The sequence below is a fragment of the Kushneria sp. AK178 genome, from assembly GCF_053903105.1.
Genome location: NZ_CP096381.1, coordinates 2,052,291 through 2,078,639 on the forward strand (window position 1 = coordinate 2,052,291; position 26,349 = coordinate 2,078,639).

General features: G+C 62.1%; 26 protein-coding genes and 1 tRNA gene. 7 read left to right on the forward strand and 20 right to left on the reverse strand.

The features are described from left to right. Positions 1-25: 25 nt before the first annotated feature. From M1D97_RS09305 to M1D97_RS09340, 8 genes are all read right to left on the reverse strand, one after another. On the reverse strand, positions 26-607 hold the full coding sequence (locus M1D97_RS09305) for an NAD(P)H-dependent oxidoreductase (protein ID WP_456267465.1): 582 nt from the start codon (positions 605-607) through the stop codon (positions 26-28). Positions 608-802: 195 nt separating this feature from the next. Further along, positions 803-1,744 (reverse strand): DMT family transporter, encoded by a 942-nt coding sequence (locus tag M1D97_RS09310; protein WP_456267466.1) that lies wholly within the window; start codon positions 1,742-1,744, stop codon positions 803-805. Next, complete coding sequence (locus M1D97_RS09315; RefSeq protein ID WP_456267467.1) at positions 1,741-2,328, reverse strand: TetR/AcrR family transcriptional regulator; 588 nt, start codon at positions 2,326-2,328, stop codon at positions 1,741-1,743. Before M1D97_RS09315 ends, M1D97_RS09310 begins: the two co-directional genes overlap by 4 nt. Before the next feature lie 390 nt (positions 2,329-2,718). After that, a complete protein-coding gene (locus tag M1D97_RS09320; RefSeq protein ID WP_456267468.1) occupies positions 2,719-3,408 on the reverse strand; it encodes a type 1 glutamine amidotransferase domain-containing protein in 690 nt (229 codons plus the stop codon). 209 nt (positions 3,409-3,617) lie between these two features. Then, on the reverse strand, positions 3,618-3,782 hold the full coding sequence (locus tag M1D97_RS09325; RefSeq protein ID WP_456267469.1) for a metallothionein: 165 nt from the start codon (positions 3,780-3,782) through the stop codon (positions 3,618-3,620). Positions 3,783-3,996: 214 nt separating this feature from the next. Continuing rightward, positions 3,997-4,203 (reverse strand): hypothetical protein, encoded by a 207-nt coding sequence (locus tag M1D97_RS09330; protein ID WP_456267470.1) that lies wholly within the window; start codon positions 4,201-4,203, stop codon positions 3,997-3,999. 132 nt (positions 4,204-4,335) lie between these two features. Next, positions 4,336-5,913 carry a methyl-accepting chemotaxis protein gene (locus tag M1D97_RS09335; RefSeq protein WP_456267471.1) on the reverse strand — a complete coding sequence of 526 codons (1,578 nt, stop codon included), beginning with the start codon at positions 5,911-5,913 and terminating at the stop codon, positions 4,336-4,338. Positions 5,914-6,141: 228 nt separating this feature from the next. Continuing rightward, entirely contained in the window at positions 6,142-6,666 is a 525-nt protein-coding gene (locus M1D97_RS09340; RefSeq protein ID WP_456267472.1) for an Lrp/AsnC family transcriptional regulator, read from the reverse strand. 3 nt (positions 6,667-6,669) lie between these two features. On the opposite strand from M1D97_RS09340, the gene rarD reads away from it, so the two are divergent. The 4 genes from rarD to M1D97_RS09360 all read left to right on the forward strand — a co-directional run bounded on the left by rarD (position 6,670) and on the right by M1D97_RS09360 (position 11,467). After that, complete coding sequence (gene rarD, locus M1D97_RS09345) at positions 6,670-7,674, forward strand: EamA family transporter RarD (RefSeq protein WP_456267473.1); 1,005 nt, start codon at positions 6,670-6,672, stop codon at positions 7,672-7,674. Positions 7,675-7,820: 146 nt separating this feature from the next. Next, positions 7,821-9,344, forward strand: a complete 1,524-nt coding sequence (locus M1D97_RS09350; RefSeq protein ID WP_456267474.1) for a mechanosensitive ion channel domain-containing protein — start codon at positions 7,821-7,823, stop codon at positions 9,342-9,344. A gap of 527 nt (positions 9,345-9,871) precedes the next feature. After that, positions 9,872-11,182 (forward strand): S8 family serine peptidase, encoded by a 1,311-nt coding sequence (locus M1D97_RS09355; protein WP_456267475.1) that lies wholly within the window; start codon positions 9,872-9,874, stop codon positions 11,180-11,182. Positions 11,183-11,245: 63 nt separating this feature from the next. Next, the gene (locus M1D97_RS09360) at positions 11,246-11,467 is read left to right on the forward strand and encodes a hypothetical protein (RefSeq protein ID WP_456267476.1); all 222 of its coding nucleotides are present in this window, start codon (positions 11,246-11,248) and stop codon (positions 11,465-11,467) included. A 252-nt stretch (positions 11,468-11,719) separates the two neighbouring features. Here the strand turns inward: M1D97_RS09360 and M1D97_RS09365 are convergent, their stop codons facing one another. After that, entirely contained in the window at positions 11,720-12,151 is a 432-nt protein-coding gene (locus tag M1D97_RS09365) for a carboxymuconolactone decarboxylase family protein (RefSeq protein WP_456267477.1), read from the reverse strand. A gap of 203 nt (positions 12,152-12,354) precedes the next feature. Here M1D97_RS09365 and M1D97_RS09370 point away from each other — a divergent pair, with 203 nt between their 5' ends. Beyond that, positions 12,355-12,624: a DUF3237 family protein gene (locus M1D97_RS09370; protein WP_456267478.1), complete on the forward strand. Its 270-nt coding sequence runs from the start codon at positions 12,355-12,357 to the stop codon at positions 12,622-12,624. Positions 12,625-12,766: 142 nt separating this feature from the next. Here the strand turns inward: M1D97_RS09370 and M1D97_RS09375 are convergent. After that, positions 12,767-12,843: transfer RNA gene (locus M1D97_RS09375), tRNA-Arg, on the reverse strand. Positions 12,844-13,087: 244 nt separating this feature from the next. Between M1D97_RS09375 and M1D97_RS09380 the strand changes: the two genes are divergently transcribed. Next, positions 13,088-14,086: a restriction endonuclease gene (locus tag M1D97_RS09380; protein ID WP_456267479.1), complete on the forward strand. Its 999-nt coding sequence runs from the start codon at positions 13,088-13,090 to the stop codon at positions 14,084-14,086. Positions 14,087-14,201: 115 nt separating this feature from the next. On the opposite strand, the gene madM is transcribed toward M1D97_RS09380, so the two are convergent. From madM to M1D97_RS09400, 4 genes are all read right to left on the reverse strand, one after another. Next, complete coding sequence (gene madM, locus M1D97_RS09385) at positions 14,202-14,963, reverse strand: malonate transporter subunit MadM (protein ID WP_456267480.1); 762 nt, start codon at positions 14,961-14,963, stop codon at positions 14,202-14,204. Between the two features lie 67 nt (positions 14,964-15,030). Next, positions 15,031-15,444 carry a malonate transporter subunit MadL gene (gene madL / locus M1D97_RS09390; protein WP_456267481.1) on the reverse strand — a complete coding sequence of 138 codons (414 nt, stop codon included), beginning with the start codon at positions 15,442-15,444 and terminating at the stop codon, positions 15,031-15,033. A gap of 109 nt (positions 15,445-15,553) precedes the next feature. Continuing rightward, positions 15,554-17,089, reverse strand: coding sequence for a malonate--CoA ligase (locus M1D97_RS09395; protein ID WP_456267482.1), 1,536 nt, complete (start codon positions 17,087-17,089; stop codon positions 15,554-15,556). Between the two features lie 66 nt (positions 17,090-17,155). Next, positions 17,156-18,517, reverse strand: a complete 1,362-nt coding sequence (locus M1D97_RS09400; protein ID WP_456267483.1) for a malonyl-CoA decarboxylase — start codon at positions 18,515-18,517, stop codon at positions 17,156-17,158. 142 nt (positions 18,518-18,659) lie between these two features. Here M1D97_RS09400 and M1D97_RS09405 point away from each other — a divergent pair, with 142 nt between their 5' ends. Continuing rightward, on the forward strand, positions 18,660-19,364 hold the full coding sequence (locus tag M1D97_RS09405; RefSeq protein ID WP_456267484.1) for a GntR family transcriptional regulator: 705 nt from the start codon (positions 18,660-18,662) through the stop codon (positions 19,362-19,364). 36 nt (positions 19,365-19,400) lie between these two features. Here M1D97_RS09405 and M1D97_RS09410 read toward each other — a convergent pair whose 3' ends face one another. From M1D97_RS09410 to M1D97_RS09435, 6 genes are all read right to left on the reverse strand, one after another. Continuing rightward, on the reverse strand, positions 19,401-20,171 hold the full coding sequence (locus M1D97_RS09410; RefSeq protein ID WP_456267485.1) for a FadR/GntR family transcriptional regulator: 771 nt from the start codon (positions 20,169-20,171) through the stop codon (positions 19,401-19,403). A gap of 212 nt (positions 20,172-20,383) precedes the next feature. Beyond that, positions 20,384-21,964, reverse strand: a complete 1,581-nt coding sequence (locus M1D97_RS09415) for an aldehyde dehydrogenase (NADP(+)) (protein WP_456267486.1) — start codon at positions 21,962-21,964, stop codon at positions 20,384-20,386. A gap of 37 nt (positions 21,965-22,001) precedes the next feature. After that, the gene (locus tag M1D97_RS09420) at positions 22,002-23,330 is read right to left on the reverse strand and encodes an enolase C-terminal domain-like protein (protein WP_456267487.1); all 1,329 of its coding nucleotides are present in this window, start codon (positions 23,328-23,330) and stop codon (positions 22,002-22,004) included. Between the two features lie 12 nt (positions 23,331-23,342). Beyond that, positions 23,343-24,833, reverse strand: a complete 1,491-nt coding sequence (locus M1D97_RS09425; protein ID WP_456267488.1) for a tripartite tricarboxylate transporter permease — start codon at positions 24,831-24,833, stop codon at positions 23,343-23,345. A 1-nt stretch (position 24,834) separates the two neighbouring features. Continuing rightward, entirely contained in the window at positions 24,835-25,353 is a 519-nt protein-coding gene (locus tag M1D97_RS09430) for a tripartite tricarboxylate transporter TctB family protein (RefSeq protein ID WP_456267489.1), read from the reverse strand. Positions 25,354-25,369: 16 nt separating this feature from the next. Further along, complete coding sequence (locus tag M1D97_RS09435; protein ID WP_456267490.1) at positions 25,370-26,314, reverse strand: Bug family tripartite tricarboxylate transporter substrate binding protein; 945 nt, start codon at positions 26,312-26,314, stop codon at positions 25,370-25,372. Positions 26,315-26,349 lie beyond the last annotated feature (35 nt).

Below are 26,349 nucleotides of genomic sequence, written 5' to 3' on the forward strand. Positions count from 1 at the left end.
CTCCCGGGCAGCAAGCTCCCAATGTTTAAAGTTTAGCTTTTATCTGTTTTACAAATGCTTCCACTCTTGAAGTGGAAGCATTTTCACTTTTATAAAAAGAAAGCATCCTGAACTGGCAACCTTTTGCACATGTCCCCAATAGGGCTACTTTCAGCACCCGCTTTACCGGCTGTCGCAGAATCAGCTTATCCACCCACCATGGCGACCCCAGGGTTGTGATCACTTTCATTTCCTTTAGATTATCCAGGCATGGTTTGATAGCCCCCAGGTCTGACGCATGGTTATATGCATGCCCTGGCGCCCATACCCTATCGAACCATCCTTTCAAAATCGCAGGAAAGCCAAACCACCAGGTTGGGAACACCAACACAAGTGATTCCGCTTCCTTCAGTTGAAGAATCTCTGTCTCAAGCAGGGAATCATCAAAAACAGGCTGGTAGTAGCTGCTCCTTTCCCGAGTCGTTAATGAAGGAGAAAATCGGCTTTCATAAAGATCAAGCAAGGTAATCTGATAGCCTTTGGACTTTAGATGCTCAATTGTTTGGGCCGCCAGGTGGTGACAAAGACTCTCTTTCAAAGGGTGTGCCACGACTACTAAACATTTCACATCATCCTCCTTGAGTCCTCACATCACTTTTCCATCGCCGCTGTACAACCAGACTGGCAGCGGTTGACCGCAGCATCTATCAGGATGCTCCCTGGTTAAGCCAAAGCTTCAACCTTTCATGTGACGATTTAAAGCCCGCCACTTGTGACCAAGGGCGGGCTTTCTGCTTTTTGATAGCGCCAGCTAACGCAGGCCTTACCCCGCGGTCGATGCCGGCTCCTCCGACTGCGAATGCCGCCAGCGCATCGGCGCCGTGAGGCAGATCAGACACGCGATGACCAGCACGATGCCGGCCCAGCCCAGCGGCGGCAGGCGTTCGCCGACGATGACCACCGCCAGCAGCGCGGCCACGACCGGTTCGAACAGCGTGATGGTGGTGGCCGTGCTGGCCGGGACCCGCGCCAGCCCGTAACCAAAGCCCAGATAGCCCACAAACATCGGTACCAGCGCCATGTAGAGCCCGACCGCCGCGTTGTTGATCGAGGCCACCAGCGGCGCACCGGTCACCAGCAGCACCGGCATCAGCAACAGCCCGCCCAGGCCAAAGGTCGCGCCCATGGCCGCGCGGGCGGGAATACCGCCCTGCATCAGATGCCGCGCCGACCAGGAGTAGAACGCATAGGTCAGCCCGGCCACCAGCCCCATCGCCACGCCCTGAAGCACCTGCGTCGTACTGCCCACGCCGGCATGCTCGCCGGTCTCGGCCAGACACAGCAGCGCCATGCCGACCAGCCCCAGCGCCGCGCCGATCTTCCAGCGCGCCCCCAGGGTCAGCCCTTCAAAACGCGATTCGATCAGCGCCGACAGCAGCGGTGCCGAGCCGATCGATACCACCGTGCCGATGGTGACCCCCGCCAGGCGCATCGAGCCGTAAAACGCCAGCGGATAGATCGCCACGGCCACCGCGCCGGAGAGCAGCCAGGGCCAGCGCGCGCGCAACGGCGACCCGGCCCGTCGAATGCGCGGCGCTGCTACCAGCGCCTGCAGCAGTCCGCCCAGCCCCATCGCCACGGCACCGATTGCCACGGCGCTGACCCCGGGTGCGAAGGTGGCGGCCGTGCCGGTGGTGCCCCACAGCACGGCAGCGAGAAGCACGCCGGCCACGCCGAGCAGATGTTCGCGGGCACTCCCTTTCATGTGGCCTCCAACAGCGTGGCGGCCATGTCATGCGCTTCACGAACACAGCGGCTGTCGCCCTCGAGCCCGGCACGCACCATGGCCCCCTCCAGCAAAAAGGCCAGCTGTCGCGCCCGGCGCTGCGCCGCCTCCTCATCCCCGGTCAGCTCGACCAGCGGCGCGGCCAGCAGCGACTCCACCTGCTGCTTGTGACGACGCACCATCTCGCGTCCGTCATGGCCGACCGGCAGCTCGCCGGCGACATTCAGGAGCCCGCAGCCGCGAAAGCCGCGCTCGTAGGCCCATTCGGCGTGATCCTGATAGGCCAGAAAGACAGCCAGCACGCGTGCCGTGGGCGTATGAGACTGTGCCCGGCGCGCCTCGAACAGGGAGAGCCACTCGGCATGGCGCCGATCCAGATAGACCGCCACCAGCACCGCCTTGGAATCGAAGTGGTTATACAGGCTCTTTCTGGCCACGCCGGCGCGTTTGATGATGGCATCGATGCCGGTGGCGGCGATGCCGTCGCGATAGAACAGCGCACTGGCCGCCTCCAGCAGGCGCTCGCGGGCGCCAAGGGCGGTCAACGTCTCGGGAGGGGGCATGGGCGTTATCCGGACACGGGAGTAGATAGACCAGTCTACCTATTCGTTTTGTTTCATCAAGGCGAGCGTCTTGTCCAGGCAGCGCAGCGGGCCTCCGGCATGACCGGTTTGCTGCGGCCGGCACCGCACGACGACCGAAACCCGTGTATTAGTATTTTTTTATTGTTACAAGCAGGGCATTATACGCTCGGCCCCGTACACGGGCCTTCCACAACCTGGAGGAAACACTGTCATGAGTTCCCGGCTTGTCTTTATTGTGCTGTCCTGTCTGGGGTTTGCGATCTGGATGATGCTTGACCGCTGATTGTCACCTCCGGTCTCGCAGCGGCGATCAGGACACAAAAAAGCCCCGGCGCCGAAGCACCGGGGCCTGCATGACGGGCCGATGGCTCAGCGCTTGAGCGCCGCCAGCAGCTTCTCGGCCACCGCTTCCGAGCTTGCCGGGTTCTGGCCGGTAATCACCAGACCATCTTCCAGAGCGAACGGCGTAAAGGCATCGACCTTCTGATAGTCGGCCCCGCGGCGCTTGAGCTCGTCTTCCAGCAGGTGCGGTACCACCTCGGTCAGGCCGACGGCAGCCTCTTCCTCGTTGGTAAAGCCGGCCACCCTTTTGCCCTTGATGACGAACTCGCCCTGCTCGTCCCTGAGGTTCAAAAAGGCCGTGGGCGCGTGACAGACCGAGGCGATCGGCTTTTGCTGGCGCAGGAAGTCTTCCAGCAGCGCGATGGAGTCGGCGTTGTCGGTCAGATCCCACAGCGGGCCATGGCCGCCGGGATAGAAGACGGTGTCGAACTCTTCGGCGCGCATGTCGGCCAGCCGCGCGGTATCGGCGATGCGCGCCTTCGCCTCGTCATCGGCGTAGAAGCGGCGTGTGGCCTCGGTCTGGGCGTCCTCGCCCTCGCTATTGGGGTCGATCGGCGCGGCCCCTCCCGCGGGCGTGGCGAGCACAATCTCACAGCCGGCATCCAGGAAGGTGTAATAGGGCGCGGCGAACTCCTCGACCCAGAAACCGGTCTTATGGCCGGTATCGCCCATCTCGTCGTGAGAGGTCAGAACCATCAGAATACGCGGTGCACTCATGGAACACTCCTGAACAGGTGAATTACCCCTGAAATGGTTGCACCGGCGCACGATATCAAGCCGTGCGATGGTGGGCAGTTTGTCGCAGGCCGCTGCAGCCCCGCATCAGGCGGCGGCGTGGTAGCGACCCATAAAAAAATGACCCCCGGTGCATTTCCGGGAGTCATTCAAAAGACGTTGGCAGGCCCCCGCCGGGGCCTGCCATGACGTCAGGATGACGCGCCGCAGCTGCAGTTGTGGCCGCAGCCCTCGGAGCCATCGGCATGGCCGGTGGCGCAGGCCTGGCAGCAGTACAGCTCGCCATTGTGCTCAACGGCGTTGTCTTGAACGTCGCAGGTGCATTTCGGGCAGGCGCAACGGGTCTGATCGGACATGGTCTTGCTCCTTGTAAGGTGAACACCCCCTTTGTAAACCTTCTACCTTCTATAAGGTCAATGTTTTTCCGACAACCGGCATCATGGCCTGCGGGATCGACCGGACAACGCCGATGCCAGAGGGTCCAACGGGACTGCATCCGCGACGCCACGGCCACAAAAAAGGCCCACCGGCGGATCACCGATGGGCCCGATATGTTCAACGAAACAGGGCTCAGCCGTCTTCTTCGTTCATGCGCTGGCAGTCTTCCTCGGCTTCATCGCGCACTTCATATTCGGTGCTGACATAGCGCTCTTCCTGGATATCCCAGATGCGAAAGCACTCCAGCGGCATCTCGTCCATTTCCTTTTGCTGCTCACGATTGGGGGCACCCTGCACGTGCGCAGTGGCGTGTTCATGCACTTCATAGCGGATCGCCATGCCTTCTCTCCCTCATTGATAGGTCCCGGGAAAAGTGTGGTCAGGAAAAACGCGAAATGCCACTGGAACGAGGGTCGAAAATGGCCCGGGTAACACGACCGTCTGACCTGCCGCTGTTGCCCGGGCATCGTCTCACCTCCGAGTGTCAACGCTCGATCGCGGACTATCGAGCCGGAACTGCCCGACCACCGCAACCAGCTCCTGCGCCTGGTGTTTCAGGCTGGCCGCCGCTGCCGCGGACTCCTCAACCAGCGCCGCGTTCTGCTGTGTCGTTTCATCCAGCTGACTGACGGCCTGACTGACCTGACCGACCGACAGATTCTGTTCGCTGCTGGCACCGCTGATCTCGCCGACGATATCGCTGACATGCTTGATGGACGAGACAATATCCGCCATGGTCCGGCCCGCCCGGTCGACCAGTTCCGTGCCCTTTTCTACACGCTTGACGCTCTCATCGATCAGCGTGCGAATATCCTTCGCCGCCTCGGCACTGCGCTGGGCCAGTGTGCGTACTTCACTGGCGACCACAGCGAAGCCGCGCCCCTGCTCCCCGGCACGCGCCGCCTCTACCGAGGCGTTGAGCGCCAGCAGATTGGTCTGGAAGGCGATGCTGTCGATCACTTCGACAATGCTGCTGATCCGCCCGCTGCTGTCATTGATGTCACGCATGGTCTGCACGACCTCCCCGACCACATCGCCCCCCTGGGACGCCACAGTACTGGCGCTGGAGGTCAGCTGATTGGCCTTGCGGGCGTTCTCGGCGTTCTGGTTCGCGCTCGACCCCATCTCCTCCATGGATGCCGACGTCTGTTCGAGTGCAGAAGACTGCATCATGGTGCGCTGACTCAGATCATCATTGCCCTGCGAAATCTGCGCACTGGCCGAGGCCACGCTTTCTGCATTGCGGCGCACGCTGGCCACCACCTCGGCCAGCCCGGTCACCATCTCCTTTTGCGCCATCAACAGCTGGCCGATTTCATTGCGGGAGCGCGCCTCGACGCTGACCGACAGATCGCCTGCCGCCACCGCCTTCGCCTGCTGGACCGCCTGACCCAGCGGGCGGGTAATGCCGCGGGTAATCACGATGGCCGACACGACCGAGACCAGTACGGCAATCAACGCCAGTGCCAGCGTACCCAGCATCGCCTGATGATACCGGGATGTCCCTTGCTCCATGCCGGCCTGCGCGGCCGTCAGCTGGATATTGATCAGATCGCCGATGGCATCACTGATCGGATCGATGGCGGCATACAGCGGCCCATCGATACTATCCAGCTGCCCTTCCACCTGCCCACGCATGCCCTGCAGCGTCTGCTCGACCCGATTCAGCGCATTATCGGCCGTTACGAAAAGCGACTGTGCCCGGTCGGCAGCAGCGGTCTCCGCCGGCGTCAGCCTCGTATCCATGTAGGCCGACCAGCGACTTCTGATGACATCATGAGCACTACGCACTGCTTGCAGCGCCTCCTCGGCCGTCATCAGGCCGGCATTGGCCTTGTTGACCGCATCGATGACATCCACGGCGTACGCGTCCGAAATCACCTTGAGCTCTTTCAGGGGAACCACCCGGTCGTCATACAGCGACTGCATGGTGTTGTTGAGACTGCGAAGGCTCAGCGAATTCAACACACCGCTGAGAACAAGAAAAAGGACGGCAACGAGAAAGCCCAGCCCGATCTGCTTGCTAATGGAAAGATCTCTTATGCTCATTGCACCGATTCCAGAGAAAGATTTTGGATAGCCATAAACTATGGACAGGACTTATCCAATATCGACCTGGCTAAAGGGTACTTTATGATTCATGCACTATTTATTCGTACACTACTTAAAAATCAATACAGGATTGGCTGAAAAGAGAGTCACTTTGGCCTTGAGAGTTCATGCGAAATACAAGGAGACAGGTTTAATCTTTTGCGACGGAACAGAAGATTTATCCTTCTATAGAGCATCCAGCGTAGCCTTGACTCGATCCAGTACCACACTGGTTCTAAACCACTTAACGTTTCGATTTTCATGAAATAACCGATCGCATATTGCCTCAAAGGCTTTCATGTCCGGCACCAGCATGACCAGCATAAAATCTGCCTCACCGGTCACGTAATAACACTGCTGAATTTCAGGGCCTGAAAAACTCGCTTTAAGCGCCTCGAGATCGTCGCTGTATATCCTGTCAGCCTGAACTTCTACCAGAACCGTCAGCGTTTTGTTGACCTTATCGGGATCGATAACCGCCACATTGGCGCGGATATAGCCGTTGTCCTTAAGCTTCTGGATACGCCGCTGCACGGTGGCAGGCGAGAGATTCACGGCCTCTGAAAGCTCCCGCAATGGGGTCAGGCAGTCCTTTTGCAAACGCTCGATAAGTGCCACGTCAAACCTGTCCAGCCCCGTAGAAAAGTGCATGCGGGAAAATCTCTCATGAATCACAAAAATTTCGAGAACCTTTATCGGGATCGATGCCATAACATGCTGCGCACCACCCACTCATGTTCGGACATCATGCAGACCGGTCAGAATACAACACTCGGCGTCACGCTCAACGTTATCGCATCGATATTTTTCGCCTTGATGTTTGCGTATACATCGCAACTTGCCGCCCTGGAAGGCGAGGAGATCTTCGGCTGGCGCATGTTGCTAACCTTCCCCTGCCTGACGATCTTTATTGTTTCGAGAGGCTACTGGCCTCAGGTGATCGCTATTTATCAAAGGCTTTATCGTGAACGTTATTTTTTTCTCACCCGCCTGCTCTCCGCCCTGCTTCTGAGTGTTCAACTCTGGCTGTTCGTCTGGGCGCCGGGCAACGATTATGGCCTGGCCGTCTCGCTGGGCTATTTCATGTTGCCCATCACGATGGTGATCATCGGCCGTCTGGCCTTCAGGGATCGAATGTCACGCTTTCAACAGCTGGCGTGCGCGTTCGCCGTCCTTGGCATTGCCAATCAAATGGTGCTGTCTCAAAGCATGGCGTGGCCGACACTGGCCGTATGCCTGGGCTATCCCGGCTATTTCTGGCTGCGTCGCAGAACCGATACCAACAACATCGGAGGCCTCTGGTGGGATATGGCCCTTGCCCTGCCCATCAGCCTCTTTTTCATCATGCAGGGCGGCGAGGTGATCTCCGGGCTGGACGTGAACACTCAGCGGTTGTGGCTGGTATTCGGGCTGGGGCTGATCAGCGCGCTGGCACTGACGTTTCAGGCACTGTCAGCCCCTTACCTGAACCTCAGCCTGTTCGGCCTGCTGATCTATGTCGAGCCCGTGCTGTTGATGCTGGTCGCGCTCGCGCTGGGAGAGACGATCGACGTCACCGAATGGCCGACCTATATCGCCATCTGGGGATCGGTCATCGTCTTGATGATGGAAGGCGTGCGGGGGCTGAAACGACGCAGGGCCGCTCGAGTCGCCACCGCTTCTGATCAGAGCACAATGCGGGCAGGAGCCCCGGCAGATCAGTCGGAGGGTGGCGGATAACTCACTGATTGGTTCATCGAAGGTCCCGTCCATACGGGGCTTTAGCATACTGAAACCTGGCTACACTGAATGGCCAAAGCGCCCTTGAGCGCCATCCAGCGCGCTGATACCCCGCCTTGCCTCGACACTCCTGCCACAGGATCATTATGGCCGCCTCCCTGCCTGTTCTCTTCGCCCGCCTGCTCCTGAGCATGCATGTTCTGCTGATACTGCTGCTGGGCGCATGCATCGGCGCACCGGTTCAGGCCGCGGAGGAGCTTTCAGGTGTCGCCCGGGCGCTGACGGGCAGTGGCCCTCAGGCGGAAAGCCCTGAAGAGGCCCGGATTGAAACCACGCCGAGCCCGGGCCGAGACAGTGATATTCAGGCCCGTATCGCCGGGATCCTTTCCGAGATCGATGGCCTCGATGCCGTCGGGATCAGCGTGACACAGGGTGTGGTCACGCTGTCGGGGGACACGGCCAACGAGAAAAAGGCCCAGCAGGCCCTGAGCCTTGCCGGCCGCCTCACCGACGTGGTCACCGTCAATGACGACATCAACCGCACGCTGGATGTGCAGGACAACGTCTCCACCGTCTTTCAGGAGCTGATGGCGCAGGCAAGAGGCCTGATCAAGGCGCTACCGCTGCTGCTGGTCGGCCTCGTGTTGTTTGCCCTTGTCACCGCGTTCGGGGTCTGGCTGTCCAGACGTCAGCGCCTGTGGCAGCGCCTCGCGCCCAACCCCTTTGTGGCGGCGCTGCTGTCGCAGACCATCCGCGTCATTTTCGTGGTATTCGGGCTGATTCTCGCGCTCAGTCTGATGGGCGCCGAGACCATTCTGGGGACGCTGCTGGGCGGGGCCGGCGTCATTGGTCTTGCCGTGGGTTTCGCGGTCAAGGACACCATCGAAAACTACATTGCCTCCCTGATGCTAAGCGTTCGCCAGCCCTTTCGCGCGCGCGATCAGGTGGTCATCAACGGGCAGGAAGGTATTGTCGTGCGGCTGACCTCCCGCGCCACGATTCTGATGACGCTGGATGGCAATCAGCTGCGTATTCCCAACGCCGACGTGTTCAAGGGCACCATCCTCAACTACACCAGCAACCCCGAGCGGCGCTTCACGTTTGAACTGGGGGTGGACGCCGATGACGACCCGCTCGCCGCCATCAAGGTCGGGCTGGATGCCGTGCATCAACTGGGGTTCGTGCTCAGCGAGCCCAGGGCCATGGGCCTCATCACCCAAGTGGGCGATTCCAACATCGTGCTCGAATTTCAGGTTTGGGTGGATCAATCCAGCACCGACTTCGGCAAGGCCCGCAGTATCGCCATTCGCGAGACCAAGCACGCGCTGGAAGAAGCCGGCTTCAGCCTGCCCGAACCCATCTACCGCCTGCGCTTCAACAACTCACTCGAACAGGCACTGGAACGCTTTCAGGGCAGCAGTTCCGACTCTGCTCGCGATGATGACACGCCCGCCCCGGCCTCCTCCAGATCATCAACAGCGCCCCCAACCAACGACGGCAGCGACAGGCACCCCGCCCGGTCGCGCGCGCAGCAGATACTGCGCGACCCGAGCGCGGAGGCCCTGTTCGATGCCCGCCCGGATGAAAAACTGATGAAAAAGGTCGAGCAGGAAATTGCCAGAACGGCTGACCAGACCGATCTGCTGAATCAGCGCGCGCCGCAGGAGTAAGGCGGCATCGAAATACCGTCATGGCGCAGGTTCAGGATGAACCTGTATATGCGTCAAAAGCCCGGGTAGATGTAGACCATGTTCAAAACACTGGACAATGCCAGCACAGGACACTGCCATAAAAAGAACCAGAAACATGGTCTGTCCATACAAGACCAGAATCACGATAAAACCATATGCCATTGGACCTTTGATGATCTGCCATCAGATGGAATGCTTCTTGGGATCACCATTAACGCAGATCGTTTTCAGACCCGTTTACAAGCTCAAACGTCAGTTTTTATTTCCCAACATTAAATAACCGTTTTGCAGGCTGTTTTAGCGGCGAGATGGCGGATAACCGGCCACTTCGCCTCTATCATGAAATGAGAAAAGCGATCATACCGCCGAGGGTTGCCTGGAGACGCCTGGCGTCCCTTGCCGTATGTATTAGTATTAAACAATGTAGAAAAACATCATATAAATTCACCTGCCAGTGAACACGGCCTTTAAAGGCCAGCCTGTTACAAAAACCCAAGGAGCCCCTCATGGCCAGGACACCCGAAGGTAACGACAGCAATCAACCCACGGCGGGACAAGCGGCTGACAAGTCCGTAGCCTGCGGAGCCGAGCGACTCCTGATGGCGGCGCTCGAGCGCGGCGGCAGCTGTCTGGAAACAGGTCGCTACCTTGTAAGCTATCACGATGGCATGCTCGATGAGGGCGTCAAGGCACTCAAGAAGGAAAATTTCCGAGTGGCCGACGCGCGGGATTTCAGCGGCCAGGCCGCCAACCTTGAAGCGGCGGGCGATGCCGAGGTCATGGTGTTTCCCGAGATTGGGGTAGCCCTGCTGGGGGGCGATGCGCTGGAGCAGCGCGGGCTGCGCGCCGACGATGCTCTCTTCGCCCGGCAGGGGGTCGCGGCGATCGAGCCTGAATACTTCGCCTTCTCGGAGAGCGCCGAGTATCTGCGCGGTTTTCTCAGCGCCGCCAATGCCATTGCCAGGGACCTGGGCCAGGAGGAAGAGACCCGCCAGCCGCGCCCTGACACCCAGGCCGACGACGTGACCTGGGGGCTTTCGCGCTGCCGGGTACCGCAAAGTGCCTACACCGGGGCCGGCATCAAGGTCGCGGTGCTGGATACGGGGCTGGATCTTGGCCACCCGGATTTTGCCAACCGCGCCATCGAGCAGCGCTCGTTTGTCGGCCAGCCGGTTCAGGATCTGCAGGGCCATGGCACTCACTGTATTGGAACGGCGTGCGGCCCGAGTTCCCTGACAGGGGATATACCGCGCTACGGCATTGCGTCTTCAGCAAGCATCTACGCGGGCAAGGTGTTGACCAACGCCGGTAGCAGTAACGGGGGGAGCGTGCTTTCCGGCATGAACTGGGCCATTGCCAATCGCTGCGAAGTGATTTCCATGTCGCTTGGCGGGCAGAGCCCGGTTCAGACCGCTTACACCCGTGCCGGTGAGGCAGCGCTGAACAATGGCTGTCTGGCCATTGCCGCGACAGGCAACGATGCGACACGGACAGGCTCGCCGGCCAACTCCCCCACCATCATGGCCGTGGCGTCGCTGGATCCCGATCTTCAGCGGTCCAATTTTTCCAACTATGGCAAGGTCGACATTTCCGGCCCCGGCCGCGATGTGTTTTCTTCCTGGCCGCGGCCGACTACCTACAGAACCATCAGCGGAACCAGCATGGCGACGCCTCACGTGGCGGGTTGCGCCGCGCTCTGGGCGCAGTCGGATGCCAGTCTTCGCGGCGCCCGCCTGTGGCAACAACTACTGGCCTCGGTGCAGCGCTTGGGAGCCGCGGAAAATCGCGTCGGTGCCGGGCTGGTACAGGCCCCCTGATGCAGGGATAATGGCGCAAAGTGGCCGCATGAGGGCGGCCACGCGTCACGCCGGGAGGTAGCCATGCCGCACAGGACACTCTGGATCATTACCCTGACCAATGAACGCCCGGTGAGCGAAATGGCCAGTCGCCTCAGCCAGGAGGGCCTCGCGATCAGGGAACAGCTGGATGAAATCGGCTGTATTACCGGTGAAGCGGACAACGACGTGGCCGAGCGCATACGCGGTCTCGAAGGCGTGGTCGATATTGCGCTCAACACCCCCATGGACATCGGCTTTTCCTGAGTCACGCCCGTCAGGAGAACGAGCAAGGGTCCGGTTTGAACAGCACCGCGCCCTGGCTAGCGCGACACGCGGCGACGACAGATCACCATAAAAGCCCCGCCATTTGGCGGGGCTTTTTGCGTCGATCATCACGCTCAGACAGTGCCCTGATCGTCGCCACTCTTATTATCACGGCGGGTCAACGGCCCTCCCCGATCGCGAAGATGCGCCAGCGGCGTGTTCGATCCGGGTTCGGCTGTTGGTTCACATGCCCTACTGACGCATCCCGATGGCGAGGCGGTTGTAGGCGCTCATCAATGAGACGGCGAAGGTGAGATCGCTGATCTCGGCGTCAGAAAAGTGCACTTTCAGCGGCTCGAAGTCCCTGTCGGCGGCGTGAGAACCGGCGATGTTCACCAGCGATTCGGCCCAGCCGAGAGCGGCACGTTCGCGCTCACTGAACCGGGCGCTGACGCGCCAACCGGCGAGGCTATCAATTTTGGCGTCGGGCACGTTTTTCGCCCGGAGTGCTTCGGCGTGCATTTCGAGGCAGAAGGCGCAGCCGTTGATCTGCGAGACGCGCAGGTACACCAGCTCGATCAGTTCCTTGCCGAGGCTGCTGTCATCGAGTGCTTTTTTGGTGGCGCTCAAACCCTTGTAGGCGTCCGGGGAGAGTGAGGCGTACGGCAGACGAGGGGTCGACATGGCAAAGCTCCTGCGATGAACGAGGTTGAACGGGTCATCAAAAAAGACCGTCCTAGAGTCAAGCCTACGCGCCGGGTCGTACGCAAGGGCGGGTTTGCCAATACCGGATACTGGTGCGACGGCCAACTGCGGTAGATTCATCAAGTGGCCAGGGCCCGGCCACGACGATACGACCAACAATAACACCGCAAAGGCGACCCCCGATGAAGAGACCCGCGCTTCTTTTGATCACCACCCTGCTTGCGATGACGAGTACGAGTGCATTCAGCGGCGACAAGGCCCCGAACCGCGATAACCGGCCAACCCGGAAGAACCCGGACCGCGATTACGCTCGCAGCGTGCTGAGCTTCGAGGCGCCGATCGATAGCCCGTACGAGTGGATGAACAAATCCATCTTTCTGGGCACGGTCGAACGTGGGCCAAACTTCGAGAACGACCCGTCCGTCATCATTCGCGTGTGGGAAGTGCTGTAAGCCAGGATTTCATGACACCAAACAAGCGCCGGGCTGTGTAATGCGGCAAGGCTGCAGAAGACACGATGGCGTCGTGCACAAGCAGTTCATGTGTCAGCAATTTGAGACGCGAGGCACGTACTGGGAATGCTGGAAGGGTCAGTGGCGCCCGAGGCAGGACTCGAACCTGCAACCCACGGCTTCGAAGGCCGTTGCTCTATCCAATTGAGCCACTCGGGCAGTGATGCGTTGCACATCGGCGCTTATTCTAACGGCTCATGCCCCGAGTGAACAGGGGCGGTTTTCATTGTCTTTTCAAGATGCTGTGGCACCGCCTGCCATCGACGGACCCCCGGATCGGGGGCCAGCCGGATCAGCACGGGTCAACGCTGGCACGAGCGGCGTTTCTCCCTCATGCTGAGAGGTACCGCCCCTGCCCGCCCGGCCCTGTCGCATCACCGGGCCGTGGCGCCGCGCCACCAGGATGCGAGACAATACCGTCACCGGCCGGGTCGATGCCCCGGCCGGGGTCACTCGTTACCGGAGCCGTGCTCGCCGTCATATGCCGATTCCCGATTTTCACGCCCTGATGTACCCGCTGCTGCAGCTGACCGCCGGGGCCGAAACGCTGCGCCTGCGCGACAGCTACGCAACGCTTGCCGATGCCTTCGAGCTGACGCCACAGGAGCGCCATCAGCTCAGCCCCAGCGGCCAGCAGTATCTGTTCAACAACCGCGTGACCTGGGCGGCCAGCTATCTACGCAAGGCCGGGCTTCTGGAGTCCCGCGGCCGCGGGCTGGTGGCGATCACGCCGCAGGGCTACATCACCCTGCGCGAGGTGCGCCATATCGACATGGCCTATCTGATGGGCTTTGAATCCTTTCAGGCGTTTCGCCGGCGCACCAGCAGCACGCCTCGCGTCCGTGGCCCGGACGATCAGGACACCATGGAGGACGTGCCGGACTGTCTCACCCCGCTGGAGAGCATGGAAGTTTCATGGCGCGCCATTCGTGCCGATCTCGAATTCGACCTGATCGAGCGGATGCAGCAGATCCATCCGGCGCGCTTTGAACAGCTGGTCATCGATGTGTTGATGACGATGGGCTACGGCTGCGGCGAATCGGCGGGCCAGAACGTGGGGCAAAGCGGGGATGGCGGCATCGACGGCATCATCAACGAGGACCCGCTGGGCCTTGAAACCCTCTATCTGCAGGCCAAGCGCTGGGCCAATCCGGTGGGCCGCCCGGACATTCAGAAATTTTCCGGCGCGCTGTCCGGCAAGCGGGCGCGCAAGGGCGTGTTCATCACCACCTCGCATTTCACCCGCGAGGCGCAGGAGTACGTCACCGGCCTTGAAGCCCGCATCATTTTGATCGACGGCCCGCAGCTGGCGCGGCTGATGATCGATCACAACGTCGGCGTCTCCACCGTGGACCGCTTCGAGATCAAGCGGCTGGACAGCGACTATTTTCTGGAGGAGTGACGGGCTGGAAGCCTGACGTTCAAACGCCGTGACGCGTCGAAAGCAGAGCATACCTGACATGCCATCGCCGCCGCCCTCTCGGGTCGGCGGCGATGGTGTCTCAAGCAGACGTTTTCTAGAAAAACAGCCGCACGCCCAGAAACAGCACCGTGGGCGCCAGCAGAATCCCCAGTCCGGTATAGAAGGTGGCGGTCATCGCCCCGTAGGGCACCAGACGCGCGTCGGTGGCGGCAAGCCCCGCCGCCACGCCGCTGGTGGTGCCGATCAGCCCGCCAAAGATCATCGCCGAGCGCGGGTTATCCAGCCCGATCAGACGCGCCACCATGGGCGTGGCGATCATGGTCAGAATCGATTTCACCAGCCCCGCAGCGATCGACAGCGCCACGACCTCGGAGCTGGCGCCCAGCGTCGCCCCGGTGACCGGGCCGACGATGTAGGTCACCGCGCCGGCCGCAATGGTGGTGATGTCCACGGCGCTGGTGTAGCCAAAGCCGATGGCGACCACGGCACCGGCCAGAAACGACACCAGTACACCGGCAAACAGCGCGACCAGCCCGCGCATGCCGGCCTTTTTGATCTCGTTGAAGCGTACCCCATAGGCGGTGGCGATGATCGCCAGATCACGCAGCATCCCGCCGCCCATCAGGCCCAGGCCCGTAAACAGGGAGATATCCGCCAGCCCGTTGCTGCCGCCAGTGTAAATGCCACCGAAATAGGCCAGTGCCAGCCCGATCAGAATGGCGATCGCCGAGCCGTGCAGCCGGTTGGCGGTCAGATGTTTGCTCATCCAGTGCGACACGAACATGGTCAGGCCGATCACGGCGAAGGCAGCGATCAGGTGATACTTGTCCAGCAGTGACATGATGGAATCGTTCATGAAACTCTCCGTAAGCCGTCGCGCAACGCCCTGTGACGGCCCTCAGTGGTAGGGTGGCAGGACAGGATCAATGCTGTGCACGGCCCTGAACCGGCGGTGCCGGACGAGCATCCAGCGGCGCGGCGTCTTCCACGCGCTTGCCGGTGAGCAGCGGCACCATGGCAAGCCCCAGCGCCACGGCCAGCGCGCCGGCCAGAATGGCCACCATGCCACCGCTGAACGCCGCCGCCACGTTCTGGCTGGCGGCCATGGCCACCACGATGGGGATATACATCGCGTTCCAGAAGTTGATGCCGCTTTCGGTACTCGCCGGCAGGTGGTCATGCGCCTTGAGATAGCCGGTCACGAAAATCAGCAGCAGCATGGCGATCCCCACGCCGCCGAGGTTGGCGTTGATGCCCAGAAGCTGCCCCAGCACATCACCAATGATCAGACCGACCAGCATGCAGCCGGCCAGCAGTGCCACACCATAAATCACCATGATCCATCTCCTTGTATTTGTCGGGTCGGCCCAACCACCGCAGACACGCTGTGATGGCCGCGGCCGACCATGACGTCATGGAAGGCGTTATTGTTGTTGCCCGTCGGTCTCAGTGATGGGCGGCCGCCGCCTGATAGATGTCGGCGTAGCGCTCGCGCAGGACGTTTTTTTGCACCTTGCCCATCACGTTGCGCGGCAGCGCCTCGATGAAAAACACACGCCCGGGCTGTTTGTAGCGGGCCAGCTTTTCCTTTAGCGCGGCCAGTACCTGCGCTTCCTCGAGCCGCGCGTTGTCCCGCAGTACCACCGCCGCCGTCACACCCTCGCCCAGATCCGGATGCGGCACGCCGATGACCGCCGACTCCAGCACCTCGGGCAACTCATCGATCCACTGCTCGACCTCTTTGGGGTAGACGTTGTAGCCCCCCGAGATCACCAGATCCTTGTCACGGCCGACGATGCTGAGATAGCCCTTGTCATCGATCAGACCCAGATCGCCGGTGATGAAAAAGCCGTCGTCACGGAACTCCTCGCGGGTTTTCTCCGGCATGCGCCAGTAGCCCTTGAAGACGTTGGGCCCGCGCACCTCGACCAGCCCCGTCTCACCGTCCGGCAGTGTTTCGCCGCTGTCGCGGTCGGTAATGCGCACCTCGCTGCCGGGCAGGGCCATGCCCACCGTGCCGGGGCGACGCTCACCGTCGTAGGGATTGGAGGTGTTCATGTTGGTCTCGGTCATGCCGTAGCGCTCCAGAATGGCGTGACCGGTGCGCTCGGAAAACTCGCGATGGGTCTCGGCCAGCAGCGGCGCCGAGCCCGAGATGAAAAGGCGCATGTTGGCGGTGCGCTCGCGATCGAGCCGCGGGCTGGTCAGCAGTCGCGTATAGAAGGTCGGCACGCCCATCAGCACCGTGGCGCGCGGCATCAGATCCAGCAGCTGCTCGATATCCAGTTTCGGCAGCAGCGTCATGGAGCCGCCCACCGTCAGCGTGACGTTGCAGGCCACGAACAGGCCGTGGGTGTGGAAGATCGGCAGCGCATGCAGCAGGTGATCGGCCTCGGAGAACTGCCAGGTCTCGACCAGCGCCTGGCTGTTGGCGGCCAGATTGCCGTGGGTCAGCATGGCGCCCTTGGAGCGCCCGGTGGTGCCGGAGGTGTACAGGATCGAGGCCAGATCATCCCGACCCACTTCGGCAATCCCGGTCTCCTCGGCGGCCGCTTCGGCCTTTTCCATCAGGGTGCCGTCACGCGCCACCCCCAGACTCTCGACATGGGCCACACCGCAGCGGCTGGCCAGCTCGCGGGCCCGCCCCAGATCCTCGGGTCGGCAGACATACAGGCGCGGCTCGGCGTCATTCAAGAAGTATTCGATCTCGGATTCGGTATAGGCGGTGTTGAGCGGCAGCCAGGCCGCGCCGACCTGCAGCGCGGCCAGATAGAGCATCAGCGCCTGCGCACTCTTGTCGACCTGCACCACCACGCGATCGCCCGGCGTCACGCCCTGCGCCAGCAAAACGCCGGCAAACCGCCGCGACTGTGCCAGTACGTCGGCGTAGCGATACTGCTCGCCTTCGGGCGTATCGATGAGCACCTTGTCGGGATGGCGCTCGAAGTGCGGATAAAACTGCAGATAAAGATTATGGTTCATGGGAACTCCTGCCAGTAGATCCTTGCCCCCTTGCTGCCCCGCAAGAGGCCGACTGCCCTGCTCGCGTCAGGCGTTGTCCCGCGAGGCCAGACGCTTGCGCCCGGTTCTGGCCAGACGACGGATGTCGCTGGCGCAGACCACCGTGCCCTCCCGGCTGAAGGCCTCGTGGTTCTGTTCAATGCGATCGAGCTCGTAGAGATAGTTGACCATCAGGCCATGGGCCTGCTGACACCCCTTCTCCGAGGTATCCCCCGGCCAGTTGATGCGGTGCAGGCTGGCGCCGTTGCCCAGATGAAAGCGGGCCACCGGGTCCAGCGGCTGCCCGCGGTTGTTGCGCGCCTCCAGCAGATAGTGTGCGGCCAGCCCGCGCAGCTCGGGGGCCAGACGCTGGCGCTCCTTGTCATCGATGGCCCAGGTGCCGCGATCAAGGGCGGCGCAGACGTCATCGTCCTCGGCGAGCTCGCCCTCTTCACGCTGTGTCTCCAGCCAGCGGGCAAAGCCCGGGACCGGCGAAAGCGTGACGAAGTTGGTCAGCCCCGGCAGGTCGCGCTTGAGCTCCTGAACCACCTGCTTGATCAGGAAATTGCCGAACGAGATGCCCTTGAGCCCGGTCTGGCAGTTGCTGATGCTGTAAAAGGCCGCCGTATCCGCCTCGCCCGGCGCGACCTCCTGACCGCCGGCCAGAATGGTCTGAATGTTGTCGGGAATGCCCTTGCACAGCGCCACTTCAACGAAGATCAGCGGCTCATCGCCGGTGGCCGGGTGGAAAAAGGCGTAGCAGCGCCGATCACCGGGATCGAGCCGGCGGCGCAGGTCCGACCAGTCCTGGATGGCGTGGACCGCCTCGTAGCGGATGATCTTTTCCAGCACCGCCGCCGGCGTGTTCCAGCCGATGCTCTCCAGCATCAGAAAACCGCGATTGAACCAGGAGGCGAACAAGTGCTCGAAGTCATCATCGAGCGGCGCCAGTTCGGGATTGGTTTTCAAAAAGCGCAGCAGATCGGCGCGCATGGTGACCAGTTCATAGGTGCCGCCCGGGCAGAGGTTGAGCCGGCGCAACAGGTGCTGGCGACGCGGTTCGCAGGCGGCAAAGAGCTTTTGAAGGTTGGCGTTGTCCTCGCGCTCGCTCCAGTCCCGGTAGGCCTTGTGAATGTCGTCGCTGTCAGCGGCGTAGCGTTCGGCCAGCATCTCGAAAAAGGCCAGCTTGTCGGCGTCATCCAGACTTCGATAGCGCACCAGCGCCTGCTGGGCGATCAGGATCTGGGAGGCCTCCCCGCCGCGCTGCATGAGCGTGTCGCAGCTCGAGGCCAGCTGCGCCAGGCTGGCCTTTTTATCGTTGCCTTCACCACCGGTGCTGCGAAACCGCTCACGAGTGCGGCGCTCGATGCCCGATAGCAGCTCCTGGAGAAAGTTCATGTTGACGTTCATGGCGGCCCTCATCGGTGGCGTGAACGGGAGTCGCGGTGCCCGGTGCTGTCGCTTGCCTGTCATTCACCGGAAAGGTATTTTTCATATACATGTCACCGCGTTGTTATATACAACAATCTGCGCGCCGCCATGGGGTGTCAACATGAAAGAAAGTCTATTGAATGAAAGTCCAGGAGGGCGCATTCCACAGGCGCAGCGGCTTCGTGATCTGCTGGAAGACGCCATCGTGGAAGGCCACTACGCCCCGGGAGATCGCCTCGACCCCGAAGCGCTGGCGCGCCAGTATCAGTGCTCGCGCACGCCCATTCGTGAAGCGCTGACCCAGCTGGCCGCCTCCGGCATGGTGAAGGTGGCCCCCAAGCGCGGCACCTTTGTGGCGCGGCTGAGCGTGACCGAACTGGTCGAGCGCTTTGAGGTCATGGCAGAACTTGAAGGCATGTGCGGCCGGCTGGCCGCGCGACGCATGCCCCGTGAGACCCTGACGGCGCTGCAGCAGGCGCAGGCCGAGTGTCGTCAGTGCATGCTCGAAGGGAATGTCAACGGCTACTACTACAAAAACGGCGAATTTCATCGCCTGATCTATGAAGGCGGCCAGAACGGTTTTCTGGCTCAGGAAGCCAGGCGACTGCACGCCATGTTGAAGCCCTACCGACGCCTGCAGCTGCACGCCCGCCACCGGCTGGAAAGCTCCTGGTGCGAGCATGAGCGCATCGTGGCAGCACTGATGGCCGGCGATGCCGACACCGCGCAGCGCGAACTCAGAGACCATGTTCTGCTTCAGGGGGAGCGGTTCAACGACTTCGTCGCGTCGATGCAGCGCCTGGGACAGGGGCAGGCGCAGGCCTGACCCGAACCGTGGCAACATCGACGTCCGACCCCGGCATCAGTGCTGTTCGCGGTAGGCCGAATAGGTCTGTCTGGCCCGGGAGAAGTGATCCCTGACAGCCTGGTCGGCGCGCTCGGGGTCACGCGCCAGTACAGCATCCAGAATGGCCTGATGCTCTCCCGCCACCATCTCCAGATAACGCCGGGCCGCCTCGACATTCAGCTCGTTGTCGACCAGCCGGGCACGGGGAATGGCCTCCTGGCTGAGCGGCTCGTAGAAGGAGAGAAAGAAGGGATTGTGTGTCGCCTCGATCAGGGCGTGGTGGAACCGGTAGTCCTCGTGACGGGCCTGTCGGCCCTCCTTCATCGCCTCCAGAAAGGCCGCATGGGCGCTTTCGAGCCGGCGCGCATCTTCCTCGTCATGGCGCTCGGCGGCCAGGGCGGCCGCCTGCGGCTCCAGCGTCAGGCGAAGCTCCAGCACGTGCAGGATATCCTCCACCGTATGGGCACTGATACGCCGGGCCGGCGACGGCTCCGACTGACGCGCCTGGATGACACGCGTGCCGATACCGCGACGGGTTTCGATCAGCCCCGAGGAGCGCAGGTGCGCGATCGCTTCGCGCACCGCGGTGCGGCTGACGCCAAACATGTCACACAGCTCACTCTCCGTGGGCAGCTTGTCGCCCACGGCAATCTGCCCGTTGGCGATCGAGGTTTCCAGCTGCCGGGCAATCTGCCCCGACAGACTGCCCTGCTGGGTAATACGTTCAAGCTTGAGCGTTTTCATGTTGACCATCTTCTGCCCTGTCGTGGCACATATCCGTTCCATGAAACACAGCGCCCGATGGCACATCGAAGTGTCGAACACGGCGCGTTCACGGGTCAGGGTAATACATCATACATGGACCATATCGCTTTTTTGAGCGTCGCACCCGGCCGGCGTGAGCAGCGTCGAGCGCTACCATGAGCTGACGTTATCATGAAAAGGGCCCGCCTCTCGGCGGGCCCTTTCGTTTACAGCTGATCTGACAGCAGACCGGATCAGCCCTCTTCGCGCTTGCCATCCACCAGTCGATTGAGCTGATGCGGATTGTCATCGCGCAGCGCCTGCGGACGCAGGGCATCCGGCAGGTTCTGATAGCAGACCGGACGCAGAAAGCGCTTGATGGCGGCCGTACCGACCGACGTGGTACGGCCATCGGAGGTTGCCGGGAACGGACCACCGTGGACCATCGCATCGCTGACCTCGACACCGGTCGGCCAGCCGTTGACCAGAATACGGCCCGCCTTGCGCTCCAGAATCGGCACCAGCGCGCGAGCGCTTTCCATATCGGCATCATCCATCTGCAGCGTGGCGGTCAGCTGCCCTTCCAGATGCTCGGTCACCGCCTTGAGCTCGTCGCTGTCAACGCATTCAACGATCAGCGAGGTGGCCCCGAAGACCTCATCCTGCAGCCCGGTATCGGCCAGAAAGGTCTGCGCCGAGGCAGTATAAAGACCGGCCTGACACATGTAGGCGCCCTCACCGGTCGGGCCGCGGCCCAGCTCGGTCACACCGCTGTGCTGCGACAGACGTTCAACGCCCTCGCGGTAGGCATCGCTGATACCGGGGGTGAGCATGGTCTGGGCATTGGCATCGGCCAGCGCTTCAGTCGCCGCCTGTTTGAAGGTCTCGAGCGCCTCGCCCTTGATGGCGATGACCAGCCCCGGATTGGTGCAGAACTGACCGGCACCCATGTTCAGGGAGCCGACAAAGGCCTTGCCCATGTCGCGACCGCGCGCCTTGAGCGCTTCCGGCAGCGGGAAGACCGGGTTGATGCTGCTCATTTCGGCGTAGAAGGGAATCGGTTCCTCGCGCGACTGCGCCACTTTCCACAGCGCCATGCCGCCGCTGCGCGACCCGGTAAAGCCGGCCGCCTTGATGCGCTTGTCGCTGACCAGCGCCGTGCCCACGTCGCGGCCCGTGCCGTACAGCAGCGAGAAGACGCCTTCCGGCAGGTTGCAGCGCGCCACCGCTTTCTGAATGGCACGACCGACCAGCTCGGACGTGCCCGGGTGGGCGCCGTGGGCCTTGACGATGACCGGGCAGCCGGCGGCGAGCGCCGAGGCCGTGTCGCCACCGGCGACCGAGAAGGCCAGCGGGAAGTTACTGGCGCCGAAGACCACCACCGGGCCCAGGCCGATGTGGCGCTGGCGCAGATCGGTACGCGGCATCGGCTGACGATCCGGCATGGCCGGGTCAACGCGCACGTCCAGCCACTCGCCGTCGCGCACCACGCGAGCAAACAGCCTCAGCTGCCCGCAGGTCCGCCCGCGCTCGCCCTGAATGCGCCCTTCGGGCAGACCGGTTTCAGCCACGGCGCGCTCGACCAGCGCATCGCCGATTGCCTCGATCTCCTCGGCAACGGTTTCCAGAAAGACGGCGCGGTCTTCCAGTGACGTCTCCCGGTACTGATCAAAGGCCTGCCAGGCCAGCGCACAGGCCTGTTCGACCTCGTTGCTGCTGCCGCCGTTGTAGACCGGCTCCATTGTCTCGCCCGTAGCGGGATTGATGGCCTGAACCGGATCGCGTGTGCCCTTGATGGCGTGCTGTCCGATAAGAAGTTCGCCTGTCAGTTGCATCTTTGTCTCCTGATGGTTGCATTGCGTCTTGCCAGGTTCAGCGCACCAGCGCGGGGCGCTTGGGATCGAAGGTCCAGCCATCGATCAGATACTGCATGGCGGTGGCATCGTTGCGGGCGCGAACGTCCAGCGAGCGATACAGCGCATGCGCTTCATCCAGCTTGCCCTGATCCAGTGTCACGCCAAGCCCGGGCGTTTGCGGCACGCTCAGCTTGCCGTCACGAATGTCAAAGGGCTGCTCGGTCAGGCGCTGACCGTCCTGCCAGATCCAGTGGGTATCGATCGCCGTGATCTCGCCCGGGCAGGCCGCGGCCACGTGGGTCATCATGGCCAGCGAGATATCAAAGTGGTTGTTGGAGTGCGATCCCCACGTCATGCCCCACTCGTCGCAGAGCTCGCCGACCATGACCGCGCCCTGCATGGTCCAGAAGTGGCAGTCCGCCAGCGGGATGTCGACCGAGTTCATGATGGCGGCGTACTGCAGCTGCTTGAAGTCGGTGGCAATCATGTTGGTGGCCGTGCGCAGTCCGGTACGGCGCTTGAACTCCGACATGGTTTCGCGCCCCGACCAGCTGCCCTCCTGACCACAGGGGTCCTCGGCATAGCTGAGAATGTCGCGGATCGGCTCCAGCACTCGAATGGCCTCCTCCAGTGACCAGGCCCCGTTGGGATCCAGCGTCAGGCGCGCCTCGGGGAAGATCTCGTGCATGGCGCGGATGCAGTCGGCTTCCTGTTCGCCCGGCAGCACGCCGCCTTTCAGCTTGAAATCGCGAAAGCCGTAGCGCTCGTGCGCGGCCCGGGCCAGCTCGGCCACGGCGTCCGGCGTCAGTGCCTCCTGACAGCGTAGACGCTCCCAGTCATCGCGCGGGTTGTCGGCCTTCGGATAAGGGAGATCCGTCTTGTCGGGATCACCCAGCAAAAAGAGATAGCCCAGCGCCTCGACCTCATCACGCTGGCGCCCCATGCGGCCCAGCAGATCGGCGACCGGCGTCTCGACGGCCTGACCGTAAAGGTCCAGCAGCGCCGATTCGATCGCGGTCAGCACATGCACTGCCACCCGCAGGTCAAAGGTCTGGCGCCCGCGCTCTTCCGGCCCACCCCGGGCCAGCAGCTGTCGGGCGTTGTTGAGCGTGCCCTTCCAGGCATTGAGACGGGTGCCCTCCACCAGCGAACGGCACTTTTCGAGCCCTTTCAGAATCCCCTCGCTGGAGGGGATTTCGCCTACACCGCGATTGCCGGCATTGTCTTCCAGAATCAGGACACAGCGCACGAACCAGGGCGCGTGACCTCCGCTGAGATTGAGCAGGAAGCTGTCGTGACCCGCGACCGGCACGATGGTCATGCGTGTAATGGTAGGCAGTGACATACAGGGCTTCTCCTATGAATGGGGGGTCGTTTGGCGACGGTTCTGCCACAGGGTGAAGAACAAAAAGGCCGCGGATACCAGCAAAAAGGTCAGGCTGATCGGCCGTGTGACCAGCACGCTCCAGTCTCCTCCGGAGAGCAGCAGCGCCCGGCGGATGTTGGATTCGGCGATCGGCCCCAGAATCAGCCCCAGAATGACCGGCGCCGTGCCGAAGTCATAGCGGTTGAGGAAATAACCCAGCACCCCGAAGCCCAGCATCAGATAGACGTTGAAGATGTCAGCATCCACGGCATACACGCCGATCACACAGAACATCAGGATCAGCGCCATCAGCAGCTTGCGCGGCACCTGCAGCACCTTGACGAACATCCGGATGCCGAACCACTGAATCAGCAGCATGAAGACGTTGGCGACCAGAAAGGCGATAAAGATGCCGTAGATGATCGACCCGTTATCGGTAAACAGCGTCGGCCCCGGGCTGATGCCCTGGATCATCAATCCGCCCATCAGCACCGCCGTGGCCGCTTCCCCCGGGATGCCCAGCGTCAGCATCGGAATCAGCGCCCCGCCGACCAGCGCATTGTTGGAAGACTCGGACGCCACAATTCCTTCAGGATGGCCGGTGCCGAATTTTTCCGGCGTCTTCGACATCTTCTTGGCCTGATCGTAGGACAGAAACGAGCCGATACTGCCGCCGGCGCCCGGAATGGCGCCGACCACCGTCCCGATCACCGAACTCGAGGCCAGCACCTTCCAGTGGCGCAGGGTTTCCACCCAGCGCGGCCGGGCGTGGTCCATCCTGCTCTTGCTGTGCTCAATGGGTCCGCCGCCGAAATAGTCAACCACGTCCTTGAGCACCTGGGAGACGGCAAACAGACCGATCAGCGCCGGCAGCAGGTTAACGCCGGTCAAAAGCGACAGATTGTTGAAGGTATAACGCTGCACGCCGGCCACCGGGTCGGTACCAACCGTGGCGATCAGCAGCCCGATCAGACCGGCCACCAGCCCCTTGATCAGCGACTTGCTGGAGACCGAGGCGATGATGACCAGCCCGAAGACGCTCAGCGCGAAGTATTCGGCCGGACCGAAACGCAGCGCGAAATCGGCAATGGGCGGTGCCAGTATGCTGAGCACAAACGCACTGAACACACCGCCGATGAACGAGGAGACGATACAGATGCCCAGCGCCCGACCGGCCTCGCCCCGGCGCGCCATGGGGAAAGCATCCAGCGTCGTGGCCACCGAGGATGGCGTACCCGGAATGTTCAAAAGCGTGGCCGACACCGACCCGCCCGCAATGGCACCGCACAGGGTGCCCAGCAGCATGCCCATGCCCATGACCGGCGGCATGCCAAAGGTCAGCGGCAGCAGCAGCGCAATCGCCATCGCCGCCGTCAGACCCGGCAGGGCCCCCATGATCAGGCCCAGCAGTGTGCCGGCACCGATCACCAGCAGCACATGCCACTGAAAGACCAGACCGAGCGCTTCCAGATAATCTCCCATGTTATACCCCCATCACGCCGATGGTGGGCAGCACGAGTTCGAACCCCACCGAGAAGATTAAAAAGATGGCAACGGATACGGCTGCAGCAAACAGGGCCAGCATCAGGACACGAACGGGTTTGATCGTGTCTCCGTGTCGGTGTGACAACGCGCTGACAATGGCCACGCACAAAAAGAGGAACAGCGTCGTGGAAATGACATACCCCAGCGGCTCCAGCAGCACGGCATAGAGCACCAGCAACAGGGCGACGGCACACCAGGCCACTACCGGCACCCATACCGGCGCCGCATCCGCCTCACCGGAGGCGTCACGCGCGAACAGCGTGCCCGCGATCAGACCGCGCACCATCGACAAAAGCAGCAAAACCACGATGGCCGAGGAGATGGCCCGGGGGAAAAACGCGGGGGAGAGACTCCCCCCCGCGGCATTGGCCGGCAGATGCCAGGCCTGCTGCAGAAACCAGCCCGCCAGCGCCAACAACACCAGATGGAAAAGCGCATCGCTGCGTGTCTTGACCATGGAGCCTCCCGGTTCCTTACTGGCGAATGGCCTGGGCTTCTTCGATCAGCGGTCCGGACGTTCTTTCAACGAACCGGTCCAGCTCATCGCCATACAGCGGACTGATGTCAGACCCCATACTGCGGGCGGCCTTCTGGAACTGCGGGTCTTCCACGGCCTGCTTGACCGCCTCGACCCACTTCGCCTCGATCTCCGGATCAAGTCCTTTCGGGGCGGCGATACCGCGCCACTGGGCCAGTTCGAAGTCATGACCGGCCTCGGTCATGGTCGGCGTATCCGGCAGTGCTCCGCTGCGCTCTTCGCCGGTGGTAACAATGGAGGTCAAACGGTCACCGTTGATGGCAGACACCACCTCGGAGGGGTTGAGTACCACACCGTCGATGTGGCCCCCCATGGCCGCGGACACCGCCGCGGAACCGCTGTCAAACGGAATGACCTGCATCTCGAGGCCCAGCTCCTCTCCCAGCATCAGGGTCATGATGTGCGTCGATGATCCCACCCCGGAGGCGCCCATGCGCAGCGGCTCACCGGAGGCCTGGCGCTCGGCGATCAGGCTTTCCAGATCCGACCAGTCGTCGTTGGGACGCACCGCCATGACATAGGGCTCGACCAGCACGCGTGCGATGTAATCGAAATCATCCTTCGTGAAGGCGACGTTCCCCAGCCCTTCCAGTGTGAAGGTGGCATTGGTCGGGATGGTAACGGTATAACCATCCGGTTTTGAGGCGATCGCGCGTGAAAATCCCACGGCACCGCCGCCCCCTGAAATGTTGCGTACCACGATCGTGGTGCCCAGTGCCTTTTCCAGTGACGGCTGTAGGGCACGTACCACGTTGTCTGCACCACCGCCGGCCGACCAGGGGACGATAAACTCAACGTTTCTGGACGGGTAATCGGCCGCCATCGCCATGCTGCTGGACAACAGCGTGGCAGCACCCAGAAGACTCATCAGCTTTTTCATGTCATCGATCTCCTCGACTGCCCGGGCCGGTGATC